Origin of the sequence: Labilibaculum euxinicum (assembly GCF_009795715.1) — a bacterium.
Lineage (GTDB): Bacteria > Bacteroidota > Bacteroidia > Bacteroidales > Marinifilaceae > Labilibaculum > Labilibaculum euxinus.
This window is the reverse complement of record NZ_WTCR01000023.1, coordinates 1-15,455: the sequence shown is the minus strand read 5'-3', so window position 1 is coordinate 15,455 and position 15,455 is coordinate 1. Positions and strand designations below refer to the sequence as shown.

Here is a 15,455-nt window from a genome sequence, read left to right as displayed (position 1 = left end):
TTGAATCAGGTCTGTAAATCAATCTAATATCTCATGTCTGGTGTCTAAAGATCTCTTGAAATTATTTTACCACCTTTATTTTTGATCGGTTCCGAAGAGTTTCAAAGCCTTTTACTACCAGTCGGTCTTTTTTCTCTAATCCGGAAATTACCTGTACTTCGTTAGGATTTTCCAATCCAAATTCAATTACACGCTCTTCTGCCAAGCCTTTGTTTACAACAAAAACAGTGTTCCCTTTTTGTTTGTTCAGAATCACATCTTTCGGAATCACAATGGTCGAGTCGGCTTTTGCAACTACAATTTCAGCTTTCGCAAACATGCCGGGGCGCAGCAAAAGTTTAGAGTTGTTAATATTAATAACAGCTTTAAAAGATCTGGTTTCAGAATCGATAGCCGGCGATAATTGAGCCAGAACGCCGTTTAGTGTATCACCGGGAATCGTATAGTTGATAATATTTACCGGTTGTCCTTTTTTGATCGAAGTCATGTTTTTTTCTGCCAAATTAATCTCCATATGCAGTTTGCTGTAATCCATGATGCTTAGCATGTCCGATGAGGCTTCAACCCGTGTATTGTCGGTATAGTAGTTTAGATTGGTAATGATTCCTGAAAATGGAGCTTTCACCTTTAGTTTAGCCAATCGAAATATGGCATCTTCGTAAGAATATTTGGCATTCATCAGGTCTATTTCGGCATTTTTTACTTCCGAAAGGGTAACGCCACCTTTTTCATATAGCGATTGTTGCTTTTCGGATACTTGCTGAGATATCTCCAAACGAAGTTCCAAGGACTTGATTTTAATGTTGTTCTCGTATTCCTTGTCTTCCAGAACGATTACATCGGTTCCCTCCTTAACGAAATCGCTCAAGGCAAATTGGCGACCGGTTGCAGGATTGATCTGCAAGTGGTATTTGCCGGCCACTTCGCTTTTTATAGCAACTGTTTTTATAGGATTTACAGTTCCTGTGGTGCTAATAAATTTTTCGATGTTTTTGGATGTAATTTCCTGAACGGATACCTGAACTGCGATGTCTTTGTTTAGATCAGTTTCCCTGTCGTTACAAGCGGAAAAAATTGCAATGCTTAGAAGGTAGAATACGATTCGTTTCATGTTTGTGGACTTAGTATGGTATATCATGATTGAGTTTTTTTTTATTCAATGATCAAATTTTCCTGCAATTCCTGTGGCACAAAGGATCTGTCGTTTTCAAAATCCCAAAGTGATTGTATTTTTAAATTCAACAATTCCAACTTATAGTTGATTAAAGAGTTAGCCAGATTCATTTTCTTTTCGGACAACTGATTTTGAAAGCGTTCCAAATCGATACTGGTTAAATCACCGTTTCGGTATCTTTCTAAATTGATATCATAAGTTAGTTCTGCATTTTTTTGGTTTTGCTTGGAGATTTCGATTTGCTGAATCAAATTTTGAAGATTGCGATATATTTTTCTAATGTTGATGGTGATATCATCGCGCAGGCTGTTTTTATCTATTTCGCGGCTTTCTATTTCCAATTCGGCTGCTCTGATTCGTGCTTTTCTTTCTCCCCAATCAAATATTGGAACAGAAAAAGTGATTCCAACCCGTGGACTTCTGGTGGGTTTGTCGTATACATCGGCCAGATTTTCATTGTTTCCCATGATTCCAATCGAAAGACTCACATTTCCTTTAAATTCGTTGGTTGCTGAAGTTTGAATCAAATCAAATTTGGCATTGTTTAAGTCTATTTCTTTTTGTGTTAATTCCAATCTTTGTGTCAATCCGTTTTCAATGGCTTTCTCGAGATTTACAATTACAGGAACGTATTGGATATCTGTATTTACAGATACGTCATCGTATAGGGAGATTCCCAACAAAAATTTAAATTCATCTTTGGCATTCTCCAATTCTACACGATTATTATCGAGACTCGATTTACTGGTTGCATAGTTTAATTCAGCCTGATAAAGTTCTTCTTTCGCAGACAAGCCACCTTCAACTTTACTTTCAATGATTTCTTTACTTACTTTCTGGTTTTCAAACTCTTCCTCCGATATTTTCAAGGCCATTTGCTTCTGATAAATGGAATAAAATGCCTGATTTACCCGCCTTTCCATATTTAGTAATTGTATGGAGTAGGCCAAAGTTGCATTTTCAAGATTTAACTCGTTTCGGGTCAAATCCATTTTGGTTTTATTAAAAGTGAACAGTGGCTGATCGTATTGCAAGTAAAGCGAGTTGTTGTATCCCGCATAATTTGAACTGCTGGCTTCAGAGTAATTGTCCTGATAGCCAAACTCATTTTGCAGGGACAATCTACCATCAGTTAATTTAATTGGCTGAGAAACGGTAAATGTTCCACTTGCTTTTTTATTTTCAGAAGTATTCCAGGTGGAAAAATATTCATTGTACGATTCTGTTTTGTCGTACGATAAAGGAGTAACATCAAAAGAAAAACGAGAGCGTAAAGAGGCCAGTTGGGCATTCAGCTGTTCTTTGTTTTGCTGCATGTTTATTCTCGATTTTTTAATGTCCGGACTATTTTCAAAGGCTATGAGCAGAGCCTCATCCAGAGTGATATTCTTCTGTGCCTGCGAGTAGAAAGAACTGAATAGAATTGCTCCGGCACAGATAAAGATTCGTAACAATTTTTGTTGTGGTATAGTTGTGATCATGCCTTATATAATTAGTATATTTTATTTATTTTCAACCCATTTAATTGCATCTGCAAAGAGAAAAGAGCCCGCCGATTTGTTGTTCAGTTCTACTTTTGCATTTTCAGGTGTGATAAAGAAAGTGCCCAGATAATTCCAACCGTTTTCCAGTTCCTGATCACTTTTATTGATTTCTTCAACTCCTGATTCATGATATACTTTAAAATTATAATCCGTTTTTTTCTGTTGTCCTCTTCGTCTTCCCCATTGTTCAATTTTTTCGATATGACAGTAAACATCGTATTGTGCGCTGTTTTTTAGTTCCGCAGTCCAAATTGCCGAACGTTCACCTTGTCCGGATTTCGTGAAGAGCGCAGATCGTACATATTTTCCGAAAAAGCCGGAACGTAAAACATTTTTCCATTCGTTGGGCGGATTCCACGTGCGCAATCTCGAATATTCATGCTCAGTAATTCGTTTGTCATCCATCCATTGTTTTAAATAACTTTTGTTCGAAACCTGTACATATTCAAAGCCTTTATCCTCGTTATCAACTACAAATTCATTCGCGGCTAAAATCCCGTCAAAGGCTTCGCAGGCTCTTATATCATTAAAGAAATTGCCTTTTTTAGTCTCGTCAAACGAACTGAAATCATAAACTAAACTATTGGGAAGATTCTCTGAGATATGTGTTGATACATTCATTCTGCTTGGTTGCGAAGGGAATACAAATCCCACATCGAGAGCTGAATTCGCCGGCACAAGAATTGTTTTTGTAAAAGCCGGTTTGTCTTCCCCCGGGTTTCTTCGGTTTCGTCTTCGGTTTTGATCATTTAATTCGATACTAACCGAAATAATTCCATCTACCGATTCGGGGTTGGAGATTTTGTATCGAATCTGGTATTTAATGTGATCGCCATCTTTCACCTTGTAGGTTTGCAGATTTTTAATTAAAAAGCCTGGTAACTTGTTTGTTGTATACCATTTTATTACATCGGACTGAATTGATTCGCCGTTGTTCGCGATAAGCAGACTATCAAAACTGGTAAAGCTAAATTTCCGATGTTGGTTTTCTGCGATATAATTTTTTAGCAGGGAATTAAACTTGTCTTCCCCGTATCTGGCTTTAAAAATTGAGAAGAGATGAATGCCCTTTACTCTAAAAATATCATTTAGGTAGATCTGTTCATTTTCTTCTTTGGATGCTTTAATACCCGATTTTGTGATGTCTGTTAATGATGCTTTCTTTAGTTCAAGATTAATGCGCTCTTCTTTACTGATTCCATCAAATTGCCAACGGTTTTGTGATTGAGAACCGGCATTTTGTTCTTTCAGATAAACTCCCAACGCAATATTCAGAACCGGAAATTCCTGCGAATACATCTGGGTTGAGTAGCCATAATAGTTGGGGAAAGGAGAATAGGTATTTCTATCAACATTATCGAACTGATACCATTCTGTTGCAGGAGGCATAAAATTTGCACGTACAAATCTTTTAAAAATGCGAGCCTGCAGTTCTTCGTCCGAGACTTCTTCATTATCCCGCTTCATTCTTTTTTCGAATCGGTTCTTTCGCTTTTTAAAATCAGTTTCTTCCATCACAACTCCCTTTTCAGGATAAAAAATAATTTCGGGCTGTACGGCATCACTGCTTATCGACCAAATGTGTTTGTCCAAAGCAAATTGAATCGGCACTTCGGCTAAAGCGAATCGTTTGAACGGATATTCCAGATCTATTTGGGTTTCGTACTCATTTTTTAATCCTCTGATTAGTGAAGGCAAACTATCCTGTATTACATCAAAATGCTTCAGGAAAAATTCATTTCCCCGAATGCTGTAAATTGAATATTCAACGGAATCAACTTGAATGCTGTGTTGAAGATAATCACCAATCAGCAGACTGATTTTGGGTAAGGCCGATTCCGGATGAAATGCAAAAACACCATCTTCAATTTTTGTTACCTCTCCCTGCGAAACGGGAATCAGATTATTCGATGTTTTAACTTTTAAAGTAAAATTTGTGAAATCTGGCGAATGTAATGCTGGATTACCGGAGGCATATCCAACTCCTGCGATAGGATACCATAAAGCATCACTGGTGAGACATACAAAATCATCTTTCAGGTAAGAGAATCGCTTTCGAATGCGAAACATCTCTGCGGTAAAGTTGTCTTCGGTTAATTCAGGATTTAAATCCAAAAAATGAGTTCGTTCATCTATTGATCCATTGTAAGTAATATCTAATTTTGTGCTTTCATTTTTTAGTAAATATTGGCTGGGAATAATTTTCAGCAGATGCTTTTGTCTTGTAAAATCAAGATTTTTACCATTCTGAAGAACAGAGCTTACTTTCAAATCAGGATTTAAACTAAAAAGAAGCGTGTCCAAATCTGAACCGGAATGATTACAAATTTCAAGCTTGACTTGTACAGCTATTTCTTCATTGGTATGTGTAAGATCTATATTGCAGGAGGTAACTTCAGGTTTTGGAAATGCAGCATATTTGTTATTCAGAGCAATCATTTCGTTTTTAAACTCCTGATTGCTGATGTTAATATCGATGTATTTCTTCGCTAATAAACCCCCGATCAGAAAACTGAATAAAGCCAAATAAATGGGAAGTGAAACCAATTTTTTCGATTGAGGCAAGCGATTTAATTTGGATATGGTAAAGAGGATAAAGCCGATTCCCAGGAAAAAATAAATTCCCCGGTGAATAGCTACTTCTTTTAAATTTCCAAATCCACCAATGGTCGAATTCATCATTGGCACCTGGTAGGCAATGTAATCGAACAGATGATAGAATTTGGTATTTAAGTAGAATATACTTAGAGCAATGTATCCTAACAGAATGATGAAAGTAATGGCTTGGTTTTTTAAAATGATCATTAAAAAGAACGCAAGACCGAGAATGTAAACGAGGGTAGGTATTGATATTAAAAGTGGATAGTAAAATACTACCCATGCACTTTGTGAAGAATCCTTACTTAAAAAGGAGAATCCTATTCCCATTAATAAAATGATAAAATTGAGGATGACGAAAACGCTTATAATTCCGAGGGTTTTTCCTAGAATATATTCACTGTTGGTCATCGATCGCGCATAGATTACTTCTACGGTATCGTTTTTACTGTCTTGTTTCAGAAATTCAGAGGCTAAAAATACGGCAACAATTGCCTGACCCAAATTTAGAATGATCAGATTGGCATAAGGAATTGCTGCAGGGAGTGCACGGTAGATCCAAGGCGCTCCGCTATTTTCTACAAATGCAGCAACATTAAAAATACCAATAAACAGGACGGAGAGTCCGGCAAATATTCTAAAAAACCAGGATCGAAGAAGAGTTATGGTTTCGTACTTGGCTACGGTGCGTATGGTGTTGGGAGAGATCATTTTTAAATTGCTAGATTAGTGCCGAAGACATTTCCATGAAATAAACGTATGCATGTTCCAGATTTGGTTCCAGCTCAATTGCATTGGTAAATTGACTGCCGTCTCCAATTAATTGAACTTCCCAACCTTCTTGAGTTGGAATTGTGGAAACTACAGGATATTTATCTTTTATCAGGTCATATTCATAACCAGATGTATTCACCTGCCAAACATGTCCGCGGGCATTTTCAATAAGAGCTTCAGGTGTTCCTTTAAAAGCAACCTGTCCGTTGTTAAGCAAGGCTAGGTTGTTGCAAACGCTGGAAATGTCTCCAACAATGTGGGTTGATAAAATAATGATCACATCTTGCTGGCTCAGCTCCGATAATATATTTCGAAACCGAATTCTTTCTTCCGGATCAAGGCCGGTTGTTGGTTCATCAACCACGATAATTTTTGGATTCCCAATCAAGGTTTGGGCAATTCCCAATCTTCGTTTCATACCTCCGGAGAGTTTATTAGCATCCCGTTCCCGAACATCAAATAATCCAACCTTGTCAAGCCATTCATCAACTTTATCTCTTCTTATGTTTTTGTTTTTTATTCCGGAAAGTGAGGCCGCATAATCTAAAAACTCCCATGTTTTCAGTTTTGAGAAAAAACGAAAGTCTTGTGGCAGATAGCCCAACATGCTTCTGATTTCTTTTCTGTTTTTTTCCAAATCAAACGAATCAATGGAAACAGAACCCATGCTTGGTTTCATTAAAGTCACTAAAATTCTCATTAAGCTTGATTTCCCCGCACCATTTGGACCCAGTAGTCCAAACATTCCAGTACCAATTTCCAGATTTACATTGTCCAGTGCTTTTTTTCCGTTTGGATAAATTTTACTTAGTTCCTGAATATTGATTTGCATCTGTTTGTTGGTTTCAAAGTAAATAAGCTAGAATAATCTTAGACAATAAATAGTAGATAAGGTTTAAATAAATTTTTGTCTATCGATCAAATTTACAATTTATGCTTAGTAATGCTTTCTCATCCATTCGTTTTTCGATAAACAGGATAGTTTACCTGTTCTACACAAAGTATGAGACAAGAAATGCGAACAATAGGTTACAGATTTTATTAATTTAATCTTCTTTCAATTATAAGATAGAATTGGAATAATATTTATTTAAGCGGAATTAAATTCAGCTATTCTAAATAGCTGGCGGAAAATGATTTTTTTTGATTGCTATATTATGATTATAATATTAGGAATGGGAAGTGTTCATAAACAAATATTGTTATTTGAAGGATAAAAGAATATATTCTGTGTTATATTGTTTTTTTTTGTAATGTGGTTGTGGTGTATGTGTCTAATTTAGAATCGATTACTTCATTGACTTTCAATGAGTAAAGTTGTAAATTTAATCTTATTAAAAATAAGGAGGAAATCATGAAGAGGAGAAAGATTTATGACGAAATTGAGCAAATGTTCGGTTTAGTGCCAACAATGTTCAAATCAATTCCTGATTCAACACTGGAATTGGAATGGGAGTTATTTAAAAGACTTCAACTGGAAGATGGTGCAATTGGTGTTAAAAATCGTGAGTTAATAGGATTGTCAATCGCAGCAGTTTCAAAATGTCGTTATTGTGCATATTTCCATACTGAAATGGCCAGATTAAATGGAGCAACAGATGAGGAAATTGAGGAAGCCATTCATTTTGCAAAAGCATCAGCAGGTTGGAGTGCTTATGTTAATGGAATGCAGTTGGATTTTAATGATTTTAAAAAGGAAATTGATCTTGCTTGTGATCATGTCCGTGATTTGCATCTACAGCATTAATACAATAATTAATTTGGTGTAATTGATTATTGATTGTGAAAATAATAGAAGGAGATCTTTTTAATAGATTTCCTTCTTTTTGTTTATTATACTTATCTTTATTAAGATTAATAACAAACAACAGGAACGACAATGAGAGTTTTTTTTAATAATGATTCATCGGATAAGCTGGAATATACACCCTTGGAATTGGCACAGGAAATGGAAAAAAGGCAGGATCTTCTGATGCTTGATGTGCGTGAGCATACAGAGATACAAATTTGTCATTTGAAAGATGCAATGCACGTTCCTATGGGACAAATTCCTAATAAACTGGAAGATTTGCCTAAGAATAAGGATTTGGTTGTATTTTGTCACATGGGAGTGCGCAGTAAACAGGTGATGAATTATTTGCGAAAAAATGGGTTTTCCCGTGTATTTAATTTAAAAGGAGGTATTGATCGTTGGTCGGTTGAGGTGGATCCAAAGGTTCAGAGATATCGATAAAGTATACATTTTGAGGAGCCTCATTCATAATTGAAATGAGGCTCTTTTATATGCTGTGGTTTCTATTTTATAAATATGCTTTGTTTGAGAACAATGGGTTCACCATTTTCAGAAATTCCTTCAACAATTAATTCATACTCACCTTTCACATCACTTGCTGTAAATTCTAACTTAAAATCCTGTTCTTTGCCCAGTGTAATATTTGGCTCCCAGAGCAAATCAGTTCTGAAATCGGGCATAAATTTATCAGAAGAACTTGGTTTGTTAGCTAAAGAATAACTTGATGTGAATAAAGGAAGATAATATCGTTCTGTGTTTATTGGCAATTGGTCTATCTTACAATCTTTATCTTTGGAAATGACATGTATGATTCCGTAAAAATGGGATTTTCCATAAAAATATTCATATGGCATCACCTCAATTCTGTCAATTTCCGAGGGTCTTTTATTTAGAATAATTCTGGGATTAGATACTATTAGTCCATCGTAAAGAATTAATGGAGCAGGCTTCATAACTTTTAATTGATCAGGACTATATACATTGAAAAAGGTTTCTTTTTTTCGGTAACTAATTTTAACGGGAGAAATAAATTCATGGAAGTATTCCTCCAAAGAGTCCAAACGAATAAAGTTGTCGATTTTTGTTGAAGAATATGGTTTCCCAAAGAAGTTACTCTCTCCGCGATACAAGCATGTATCTTTTAATTCTGTATAAGTTTTCTGATTATAGATGGTTCGGATTCTATAATTTTCATAAAGTTTTTTTAGAAAGTCTATTTGGTCTTGATTTAAATCAGATTTTTTCCATTGTACAGATGCAAAACCTTTTTGGTTGAATTTTTCTTTTAGTTGGATAGAGCATTCTTCGAAGTTATTATCGTTAAGTTGAATGGAAATATCATGCAATCCTTTTTTTAATGGAAGCTGAAAGAAAAATTTACCATCTTGATGTGTTCTAAATGTGCTTATATCAGCATATTCGCCAATTTTTGACAGGTAAATATTTTTATTGGCAATAGCTTCTTTTGTTTTTCGACTTTTTATTTGTCCTTCCAAAATATAGGCTTCCTCTTCAGGATACTGACTTGAATTAACGAAATAATTGGGGTTACTACGTAAGTATAAGGATTTAAGTCCATCTTTTGAAATCCAATCTTGTTCCGGTATTTTACTGAGTTGTTCAAAATAGCTATTCATTGAAGCACCAAAATTACTGTAGATATTGAAGAATTCAATAATATTAGCCGATGTATGAAAAGGTTCTTTTAATTTGATACTTGCTGAGAGATATAATAATTCAGCTTTTTTTGTAAAATCCTTACTTGTAAGATTCAATTGAACTTTCTCTCGGGGGGAAACAGTAATACGTGAATTTTCAAAAAATACTCCTTTGTTATTGCTTGCTAAATGAAAGACAGCTTCTGTTAAAATTTCTCCATCTGGATTTTTAACACAGATTCCATAACTTGGAGAGTTTAATTCCTTTTTATGAATTCGAAACTCCCAATTGTTATTAGTTAACTTAAATGATTGATCTACAACATTTCCTTTGCTCGAAAAGATTTGAAATTTGAGTCCTTTATCAGGAACCGATGATGCATTGTTTGATGAAACTGTAAAACGGATGTATCGATCCAGATCTTCAACTGAAGAAGTAATCGTATATGGTTTCTCCTCATTCGTATTGCTTTTAGTTCGCAACACAGTTCGGTCATTATCTTTCAAATCATAGAATTGAGTTGATCCGTTTGTAATTTTTTGGTTGTCGATACTATTTTCTGCAAGCTTGTAATTATTAAAAACAAAAATTGGGGTTACGCTTGTTAATTCTTTTGAAGTAGAGTTCATCCAATGCGTATAGGCATTAATGGCGTAGTTTCCTGTTGATAATTGATCTGTTATTAGAAAACCACCGGCTCCAATTCCTTGATTCAGGATTATCTTTTCCTGAGCAACAGCATAGCCATTTTCGTCAATTAATTCCAGGTAGGCGACTTTACTTAAATCGGACAGCTTCTGTGTGACAGAATTGATGCAATACAATTTTAATAGGACTGATTCTCCGGCAAGAAATATATTTTTTTGAATGTGAACATGAATTCGTTCACTTTCATGGCTAATATTTTCTCCCTTACCTGCAAAGTTAATAGCTAGTGAAACAGTCAAAATAAGCAATATGTATATATAGTTTTTATTTTTCATAGCTTTAAAATTCAATGTTATATGAAACTGTAGGGATCACGTTTCCAAATACAGATAGTTTATATCCAGCTACAGAAGAATCTTCAGATCTAAAATAAACGGAGTAAGCATTATTGCGTGCTGTAAGATTATACAAACCAAAAGTCCAGGATGTGTGATAGGGTTTGTTTTTGCGTAAATTTCCCTCAACCAGCAGAGAAATATCAGTTCTAAAATAGTTTGGAATGCGATATTCATTTCGTTCGGAATAGTAAATAATTGGAATTCCTTGTAGGCTGTATTTAGCAATAGGATAGGTAGCAGGCCGACCAGTGTGATAAACTAAATTAGTTGAGAATATAAACCGTCTGGAAAGTTTAAAGCTGAAAAAGGCTTTGATATTATGTGGTTTGTCGTACGGTGCTCTATACCAATCACCATCATTAACTGCAAACTCGCCCGTATTATCTTTTGATTTGAGGTAACTTCTCGAATAAGTATAGCTCACCATTGTGTTAAACCTGCCTTTGTTTTTTCGGATGAAAAGTTCTACTCCGTAATTCTTCCCTTCTGCGTTAAGCACCTCATTTTCCGTATGCTCATTTAAATACAGTTGTGCACCATCCTTGTAATCTTTCGCATTTTGAACCTTTTTAAAATAGGTTTCTGCTGATAATTCAAAGTTAGAATTGAAAATGTTCTTGTAAAAACCTAAAGAAATCTGATCCCCAATTTGAGGTTTTAAATACTTGTCAGAAAGTTTCCATGTATCTGTTGGAGAAATAGATGTTGTGTTTGATAAAAGATGTATGTACTGACGGGTTCTATTGTAACTTGCTTTTATAGATGTGCTTGGGTTTAATGCATAATTAACCGAAATACGATATTCAGGACCATGATATATGTTATTCAAACCAGTCGATGTAATGGTGTCCAAAATATTATAACGACTTGTAATTCCATCTAAATAAGTTAATTCTTCCCTTTTTCCGACATTGCCATATAATGAATATCTAATACCTGCTTCTGCAGTAATATTTCCCATAAATTCCCTTTTAAAACCTAAGAATAAGGCAGCCTCAAGACCATTTTCTTCTGGCAAATTGTTATTACTTACTACAGAAGCTTCAGAATAAGGTTTCATGTCTCCCGGACTGATGTTGTAATATTTTAGTTCGGTTCCCATGTCTATTTTTGTATAAAGATCTTTCTCGTAATTGAGGAAAGACTTAAAACCTCCTTCATTAACTCTATGTGTTAATTTAAAGGCATTGTTAGCAATTTCAGTAGCACTCATGTCATAAGAGAAACTGGTGAAATATCCACTGTTATTCATTTTTAGTCTTTCAGAAAAACGATGTCTCCAATTTATTGAGCTAACAAAATTATTAAAGTTATAAATTGTGTCAGAATGCAATTGGAATTCATCTTTGCTCTTGTAATAACTTAACTCAAATTGATTGTTTGAATTGGGTTTGTAGAGAATTTTTCCATGAAGGTCGTGAAAGTTCGATTTAGAGTCTACTAATTCTTTTGAGTCTATCTTATCAACTATCCAGTCGGAATAGGTGAATCGGAAAGAATTCATTATTGACAGCTTGTTTTTGAGTATTGGTAAATTCAAAAATGCTTTTGTAGTAACTGGACTAATTCCAACTTTACCATTTATTTTGTCGGCTATTTTATTATTTGAATGGATATCGTAAGTTGAAGAAATTCGTCCTCCAAACTGAACAGGAATGCTTGATTTATATAAACTGGCCTCCTGTATCATGTCGTTATTAAATGCAGAAAAGAATCCAAAAAAGTGAGCAGGATAGTAAATAGGTGCATTATCTATTAGTATTAGGTTTTGATCGGCAGAACCTCCTCTAACGTTGAAACCAATTGATCCTTCCCCAGCGCTTTCAACACCTGGCAACATTGTGGTGCTTTTTATTATATCAGGCTCCCCCAAGGCTGAAGGTAAGGATTCTATATCTTTTGCCTGAATATATTCTATACCCATTGATGTTCTCCTCACCTTATCGTCTTTTGCTAAAACTCTTACTTCCTTAATTGTCTTTGTTTCACTTAATAGTTGAACGTTAATCCGGCCATCCCCTCTAAGATTAATTTTTCTGGAACTTGGTTTAAGTCCCATGTATCGAAAATTTAAAGTATAAAATCCAGGAGGAAGATCCAGTTCAAAATAGCCATCTTTATCAGATGTTACTCCTTTAGTAAGATTAGGAAGAAATATTGAAACGCCTTTAAGTGGTTGAGAGCTTTCAAAATGGCTTACCTTACCAAATAGTTTTACTTTTTTCTTACCTAGGGCAGTTCCAATTTCATGAATTTTGTACTCTTGTTCCTGTAAGTTCGAAAAGTCTTTGTCTTCCTCAACCGATTCGACCATTTTTGTGGTACGATCTACTTTTTCCCGTAGACTAAATTCTTTTCCAACGTCTTCATATTTCGTGAGAACAATTGAATTATTTCTAACTAGAAATCGAAATTGTGTTCCTGCTAGTATATCAGATAGTATATCTGTAATATTTTCATTTGAATAAGACTTTTTTAGATGAATGTTTTCAACCCAACTTTTATCAAAAAATACTTTTATTTGATATTTCTCATTCAGATCATTTGCGAATTCAACAAATGTCATTCCTTCGTGGCCAATACTTATTTCTTGTTCGCTTATAGCCAAACAAGGGAAAAGTATGAACAAACTATATAGTAATAGGAGTGCTTTTTTCATTTTCCGTAATTTTATTGGTCAAATTTTATTAAAAGAGGGATTGCATCTAATGGATTGTGTCTGTTTATCTTTAACTTACTGAAGCGAACGAATTGCTTGATTTCTTTCTTTTGGGATGGAAAGAATTTGATGAGATCAGCTTTGCTTTTTATCGTGCTTAACTCTTTTTTATAAATGGCATACATATTAGTATCATCTATATAGTTGAATTTTTCAGAACCTGTTTTTGAACTAAGAACTCGTAATTGAGTACGTTTAATAACGTAGGTTATTTTTGAAGCAGTAAAAACTTGGTAGTAGTTGGCCGGACTTAATTTTTTATGAATCAAATCACCTCTTTTAAAATGATAAATCGTCTGGTTATCTAAAACTGTAAATTCTTCTAAAAAGAATGGATTTACAACAATATTGCAAGTTGTATTGTTCTCGGTTTGAATGGGGGTTATTATTTCTTCTTTTGAGAGGTCGTAGAAGAACTTCAGATTATTGAAATTCTGTCCATTAAATTTAAAACTTCCGTTTAACTCCAGTTTTTTTAAGAAAAATTGCTTCCCTTGGGCAACAGAGAATGTTGGTATCCAGATTTTCCCGTTTATAATTGTTTCGGGATTTGTAGATAATTTGGGTTGCCCAAATGTGTTTGGACAAAATCCTGCAAGTAGCAGAATAAATGTGATCAAGCTTAGTGATTTAGTTTTCATGGTATATTTTTTAGGGCCAAAATGAAGGTTTAGTGGGAGAATATTTTACGCTGCAATCGTAACAATAATTGTATCTTACAATAAAAACGTGTACTTCACCTTCGAAATAATCTTTCAAGATATGGAATTTGCTTTCATCGGGATGCCAATCTCTAAATCTCATCTCAATATCTTTGCAGTCCTGAGGGAAATCAATGAATTTCATCTGGAAATCTTGAGTTGAGAATTTTGCTGTCATAGTGTTTACACTCGATGCTTCAAAATATCCAAGAACGGTAGCTTTTGAATCACAAGCATAAACATTTCCTATCGTATTTGCTGGAATTACATTATACAAGCCTCCGTTTTGTTGAATCGATTCTTTAATATTTCTCCAGAATTCATAGTTTTCAAAATTTACAGAATACATTGCTACATTGATGAAATATTCATAATTTAGTTTAACTTCATTTTCTGTTATGTAAGAGGTTGGGAGGTGCTTGAATTCCTTTATTTTTTGACCAGATCCATCAAAAACGAAAACATTATCTGAACGCAGAAAAGGATAGCATATTTTGGATGGATTTGCAGTTTTTGGTTCGAAATAAGGATTTCGCCATTCCCAACTTTCTCGATACTCCCACCTAACATAACTGCTTTGATTTGTTGGATCAGAGGCATCAATATATAATTTGGCAGCATTTACTGTACTTGCATCTTCTAATAATAATTTTTTTTCTTCACCATATATTGATTTAATGATTATCTCGGGTTGAATTGTTTCCGGATTGGATTCATATTTCTCACCGGAATTTGTTTGAATTTCAATCCAATAGCTTCGACCTATTTGACCTTGAAAATTTGAATTTTGAGTTCTATAAACCCCGGGAGATGTTTCCCATAAAATTTCAGAATTTCCGAGATCGTCATTAATCATTATAATTGCGCCTTGTTCGGGTTTCAATGTATCGACTCTTATGAGATCAACAGTTCTAAATAATCTTACCTCATACGGACCAGGTTTATTTGTAATCTTTCCGTCAACAACTAAAATTGAAATATCAGCGTCAATTTCTGGATAAAACTTTTCTGTACACGCATAGATAAGCGTGAAGAAAAATGAAAGGATAATAAATTTTATTTTGGATTTATGCATAGTATTTATAAAAATCAGGGCCAAAAAGAGGGCTTGTTAGTTGGATGAACTACATTGCACTCATAACATTCATTTCTGCGAACAACATATATAGTAGTGAATTTACCTCCGGGTCTCGTGGTAATAATATGATATTTTTTGGGATCGGGAGCCAATGTTAATTCTATAGTTTCACATTCTTTAGGATAATTTGCAAATTCAAGTGTGAAATCATCTTTGGAAAAGAAATTTTGCGTCCTGTTTACTGAAGAAACTTCAAAATATCCAATGGCTTTACATTTTTCATCACATCCGCTTATATTTCCTTCAATATTTGCAGGGGTGATATCGTAAAGAGCACCTTCTGAGAAGTTAACAGATTTTATTTTTTTCC

The 15,455-nt window shown here is 34.5% G+C and carries 11 protein-coding genes; 2 read left to right on the top strand and 9 right to left on the bottom strand.

Translation table 11 applies throughout. The features are described from left to right. Window positions 1-61: 61 nt before the first annotated feature. The 4 genes from GQR60_RS19655 to GQR60_RS19640 are packed head-to-tail and all read right to left on the bottom strand — an operon-like array spanning window position 62 to window position 6,922. Window positions 62-1,111 carry an efflux RND transporter periplasmic adaptor subunit gene (locus GQR60_RS19655; protein ID WP_160463535.1) on the bottom strand — a complete coding sequence of 350 codons (1,050 nt, stop codon included), beginning with the start codon at window positions 1,109-1,111 and terminating at the stop codon, window positions 62-64. A gap of 41 nt (window positions 1,112-1,152) precedes the next feature. Continuing rightward, complete coding sequence (locus tag GQR60_RS19650; protein WP_124994575.1) at window positions 1,153-2,655, bottom strand: TolC family protein; 1,503 nt, start codon at window positions 2,653-2,655, stop codon at window positions 1,153-1,155. Window positions 2,656-2,676: 21 nt separating this feature from the next. Then, window positions 2,677-6,027: a golvesin C-terminal-like domain-containing protein gene (locus GQR60_RS19645; RefSeq protein WP_124994574.1), complete on the bottom strand. Its 3,351-nt coding sequence runs from the start codon at window positions 6,025-6,027 to the stop codon at window positions 2,677-2,679. 10 nt (window positions 6,028-6,037) lie between these two features. Beyond that, window positions 6,038-6,922 carry an ABC transporter ATP-binding protein gene (locus tag GQR60_RS19640; protein ID WP_124994573.1) on the bottom strand — a complete coding sequence of 295 codons (885 nt, stop codon included), beginning with the start codon at window positions 6,920-6,922 and terminating at the stop codon, window positions 6,038-6,040. A gap of 522 nt (window positions 6,923-7,444) precedes the next feature. Between GQR60_RS19640 and GQR60_RS19635 the strand changes: the two genes are divergently transcribed. Together GQR60_RS19635 and GQR60_RS19630 are read left to right on the top strand one after the other, a co-directional pair. After that, on the top strand, window positions 7,445-7,837 hold the full coding sequence (locus GQR60_RS19635) for a carboxymuconolactone decarboxylase family protein (protein ID WP_124994572.1): 393 nt from the start codon (window positions 7,445-7,447) through the stop codon (window positions 7,835-7,837). A gap of 132 nt (window positions 7,838-7,969) precedes the next feature. Further along, window positions 7,970-8,323 (top strand): rhodanese-like domain-containing protein, encoded by a 354-nt coding sequence (locus GQR60_RS19630; protein WP_124994571.1) that lies wholly within the window; start codon window positions 7,970-7,972, stop codon window positions 8,321-8,323. Window positions 8,324-8,385: 62 nt separating this feature from the next. Here GQR60_RS19630 and GQR60_RS19625 read toward each other — a convergent pair whose 3' ends face one another. The 5 genes from GQR60_RS19625 to GQR60_RS19605 all read right to left on the bottom strand — a co-directional run. Then, complete coding sequence (locus GQR60_RS19625) at window positions 8,386-10,524, bottom strand: hypothetical protein (protein WP_124994570.1); 2,139 nt, start codon at window positions 10,522-10,524, stop codon at window positions 8,386-8,388. A 4-nt stretch (window positions 10,525-10,528) separates the two neighbouring features. Next, window positions 10,529-13,246, bottom strand: a complete 2,718-nt coding sequence (locus GQR60_RS19620) for a TonB-dependent receptor (protein ID WP_124994569.1) — start codon at window positions 13,244-13,246, stop codon at window positions 10,529-10,531. Window positions 13,247-13,257: 11 nt separating this feature from the next. Next, on the bottom strand, window positions 13,258-13,947 hold the full coding sequence (locus tag GQR60_RS19615; protein ID WP_124994568.1) for a hypothetical protein: 690 nt from the start codon (window positions 13,945-13,947) through the stop codon (window positions 13,258-13,260). Between the two features lie 10 nt (window positions 13,948-13,957). Next, window positions 13,958-15,082, bottom strand: a complete 1,125-nt coding sequence (locus GQR60_RS19610; RefSeq protein WP_124994567.1) for a DUF4249 domain-containing protein — start codon at window positions 15,080-15,082, stop codon at window positions 13,958-13,960. A 14-nt stretch (window positions 15,083-15,096) separates the two neighbouring features. Then, window positions 15,097-15,455, bottom strand: a 359-nt coding sequence (locus GQR60_RS19605) for a hypothetical protein (RefSeq protein ID WP_160463534.1), incomplete at its 5' end; no start/stop codon positions are given.

What these genes read in the sequence shown, in the direction of transcription:
- GQR60_RS19635 (WP_124994572.1), top strand. Translation starts at nt 7,445, where the DNA reads ATGAAGAGGAGAAAGATTTATGACGAAATTGAGCAAATGTTCGGTTTA.
- GQR60_RS19655 (WP_160463535.1), bottom strand. Translation starts at nt 1,111, where the DNA reads ATGAAACGAATCGTATTCTACCTTCTAAGCATTGCAATTTTTTCCGCT.
- GQR60_RS19620 (WP_124994569.1), bottom strand. Translation starts at nt 13,246, where the DNA reads ATGAAAAAAGCACTCCTATTACTATATAGTTTGTTCATACTTTTCCCT.
- GQR60_RS19625 (WP_124994570.1), bottom strand. Translation starts at nt 10,524, where the DNA reads ATGAAAAATAAAAACTATATATACATATTGCTTATTTTGACTGTTTCA.
- GQR60_RS19630 (WP_124994571.1), top strand. Translation starts at nt 7,970, where the DNA reads ATGAGAGTTTTTTTTAATAATGATTCATCGGATAAGCTGGAATATACA.
- GQR60_RS19615 (WP_124994568.1), bottom strand. Translation starts at nt 13,947, where the DNA reads ATGAAAACTAAATCACTAAGCTTGATCACATTTATTCTGCTACTTGCA.
- GQR60_RS19610 (WP_124994567.1), bottom strand. Translation starts at nt 15,082, where the DNA reads ATGCATAAATCCAAAATAAAATTTATTATCCTTTCATTTTTCTTCACG.
- GQR60_RS19645 (WP_124994574.1), bottom strand. Translation starts at nt 6,027, where the DNA reads ATGATCTCTCCCAACACCATACGCACCGTAGCCAAGTACGAAACCATA.
- GQR60_RS19650 (WP_124994575.1), bottom strand. Translation starts at nt 2,655, where the DNA reads ATGATCACAACTATACCACAACAAAAATTGTTACGAATCTTTATCTGT.
- GQR60_RS19640 (WP_124994573.1), bottom strand. Translation starts at nt 6,922, where the DNA reads ATGCAAATCAATATTCAGGAACTAAGTAAAATTTATCCAAACGGAAAA.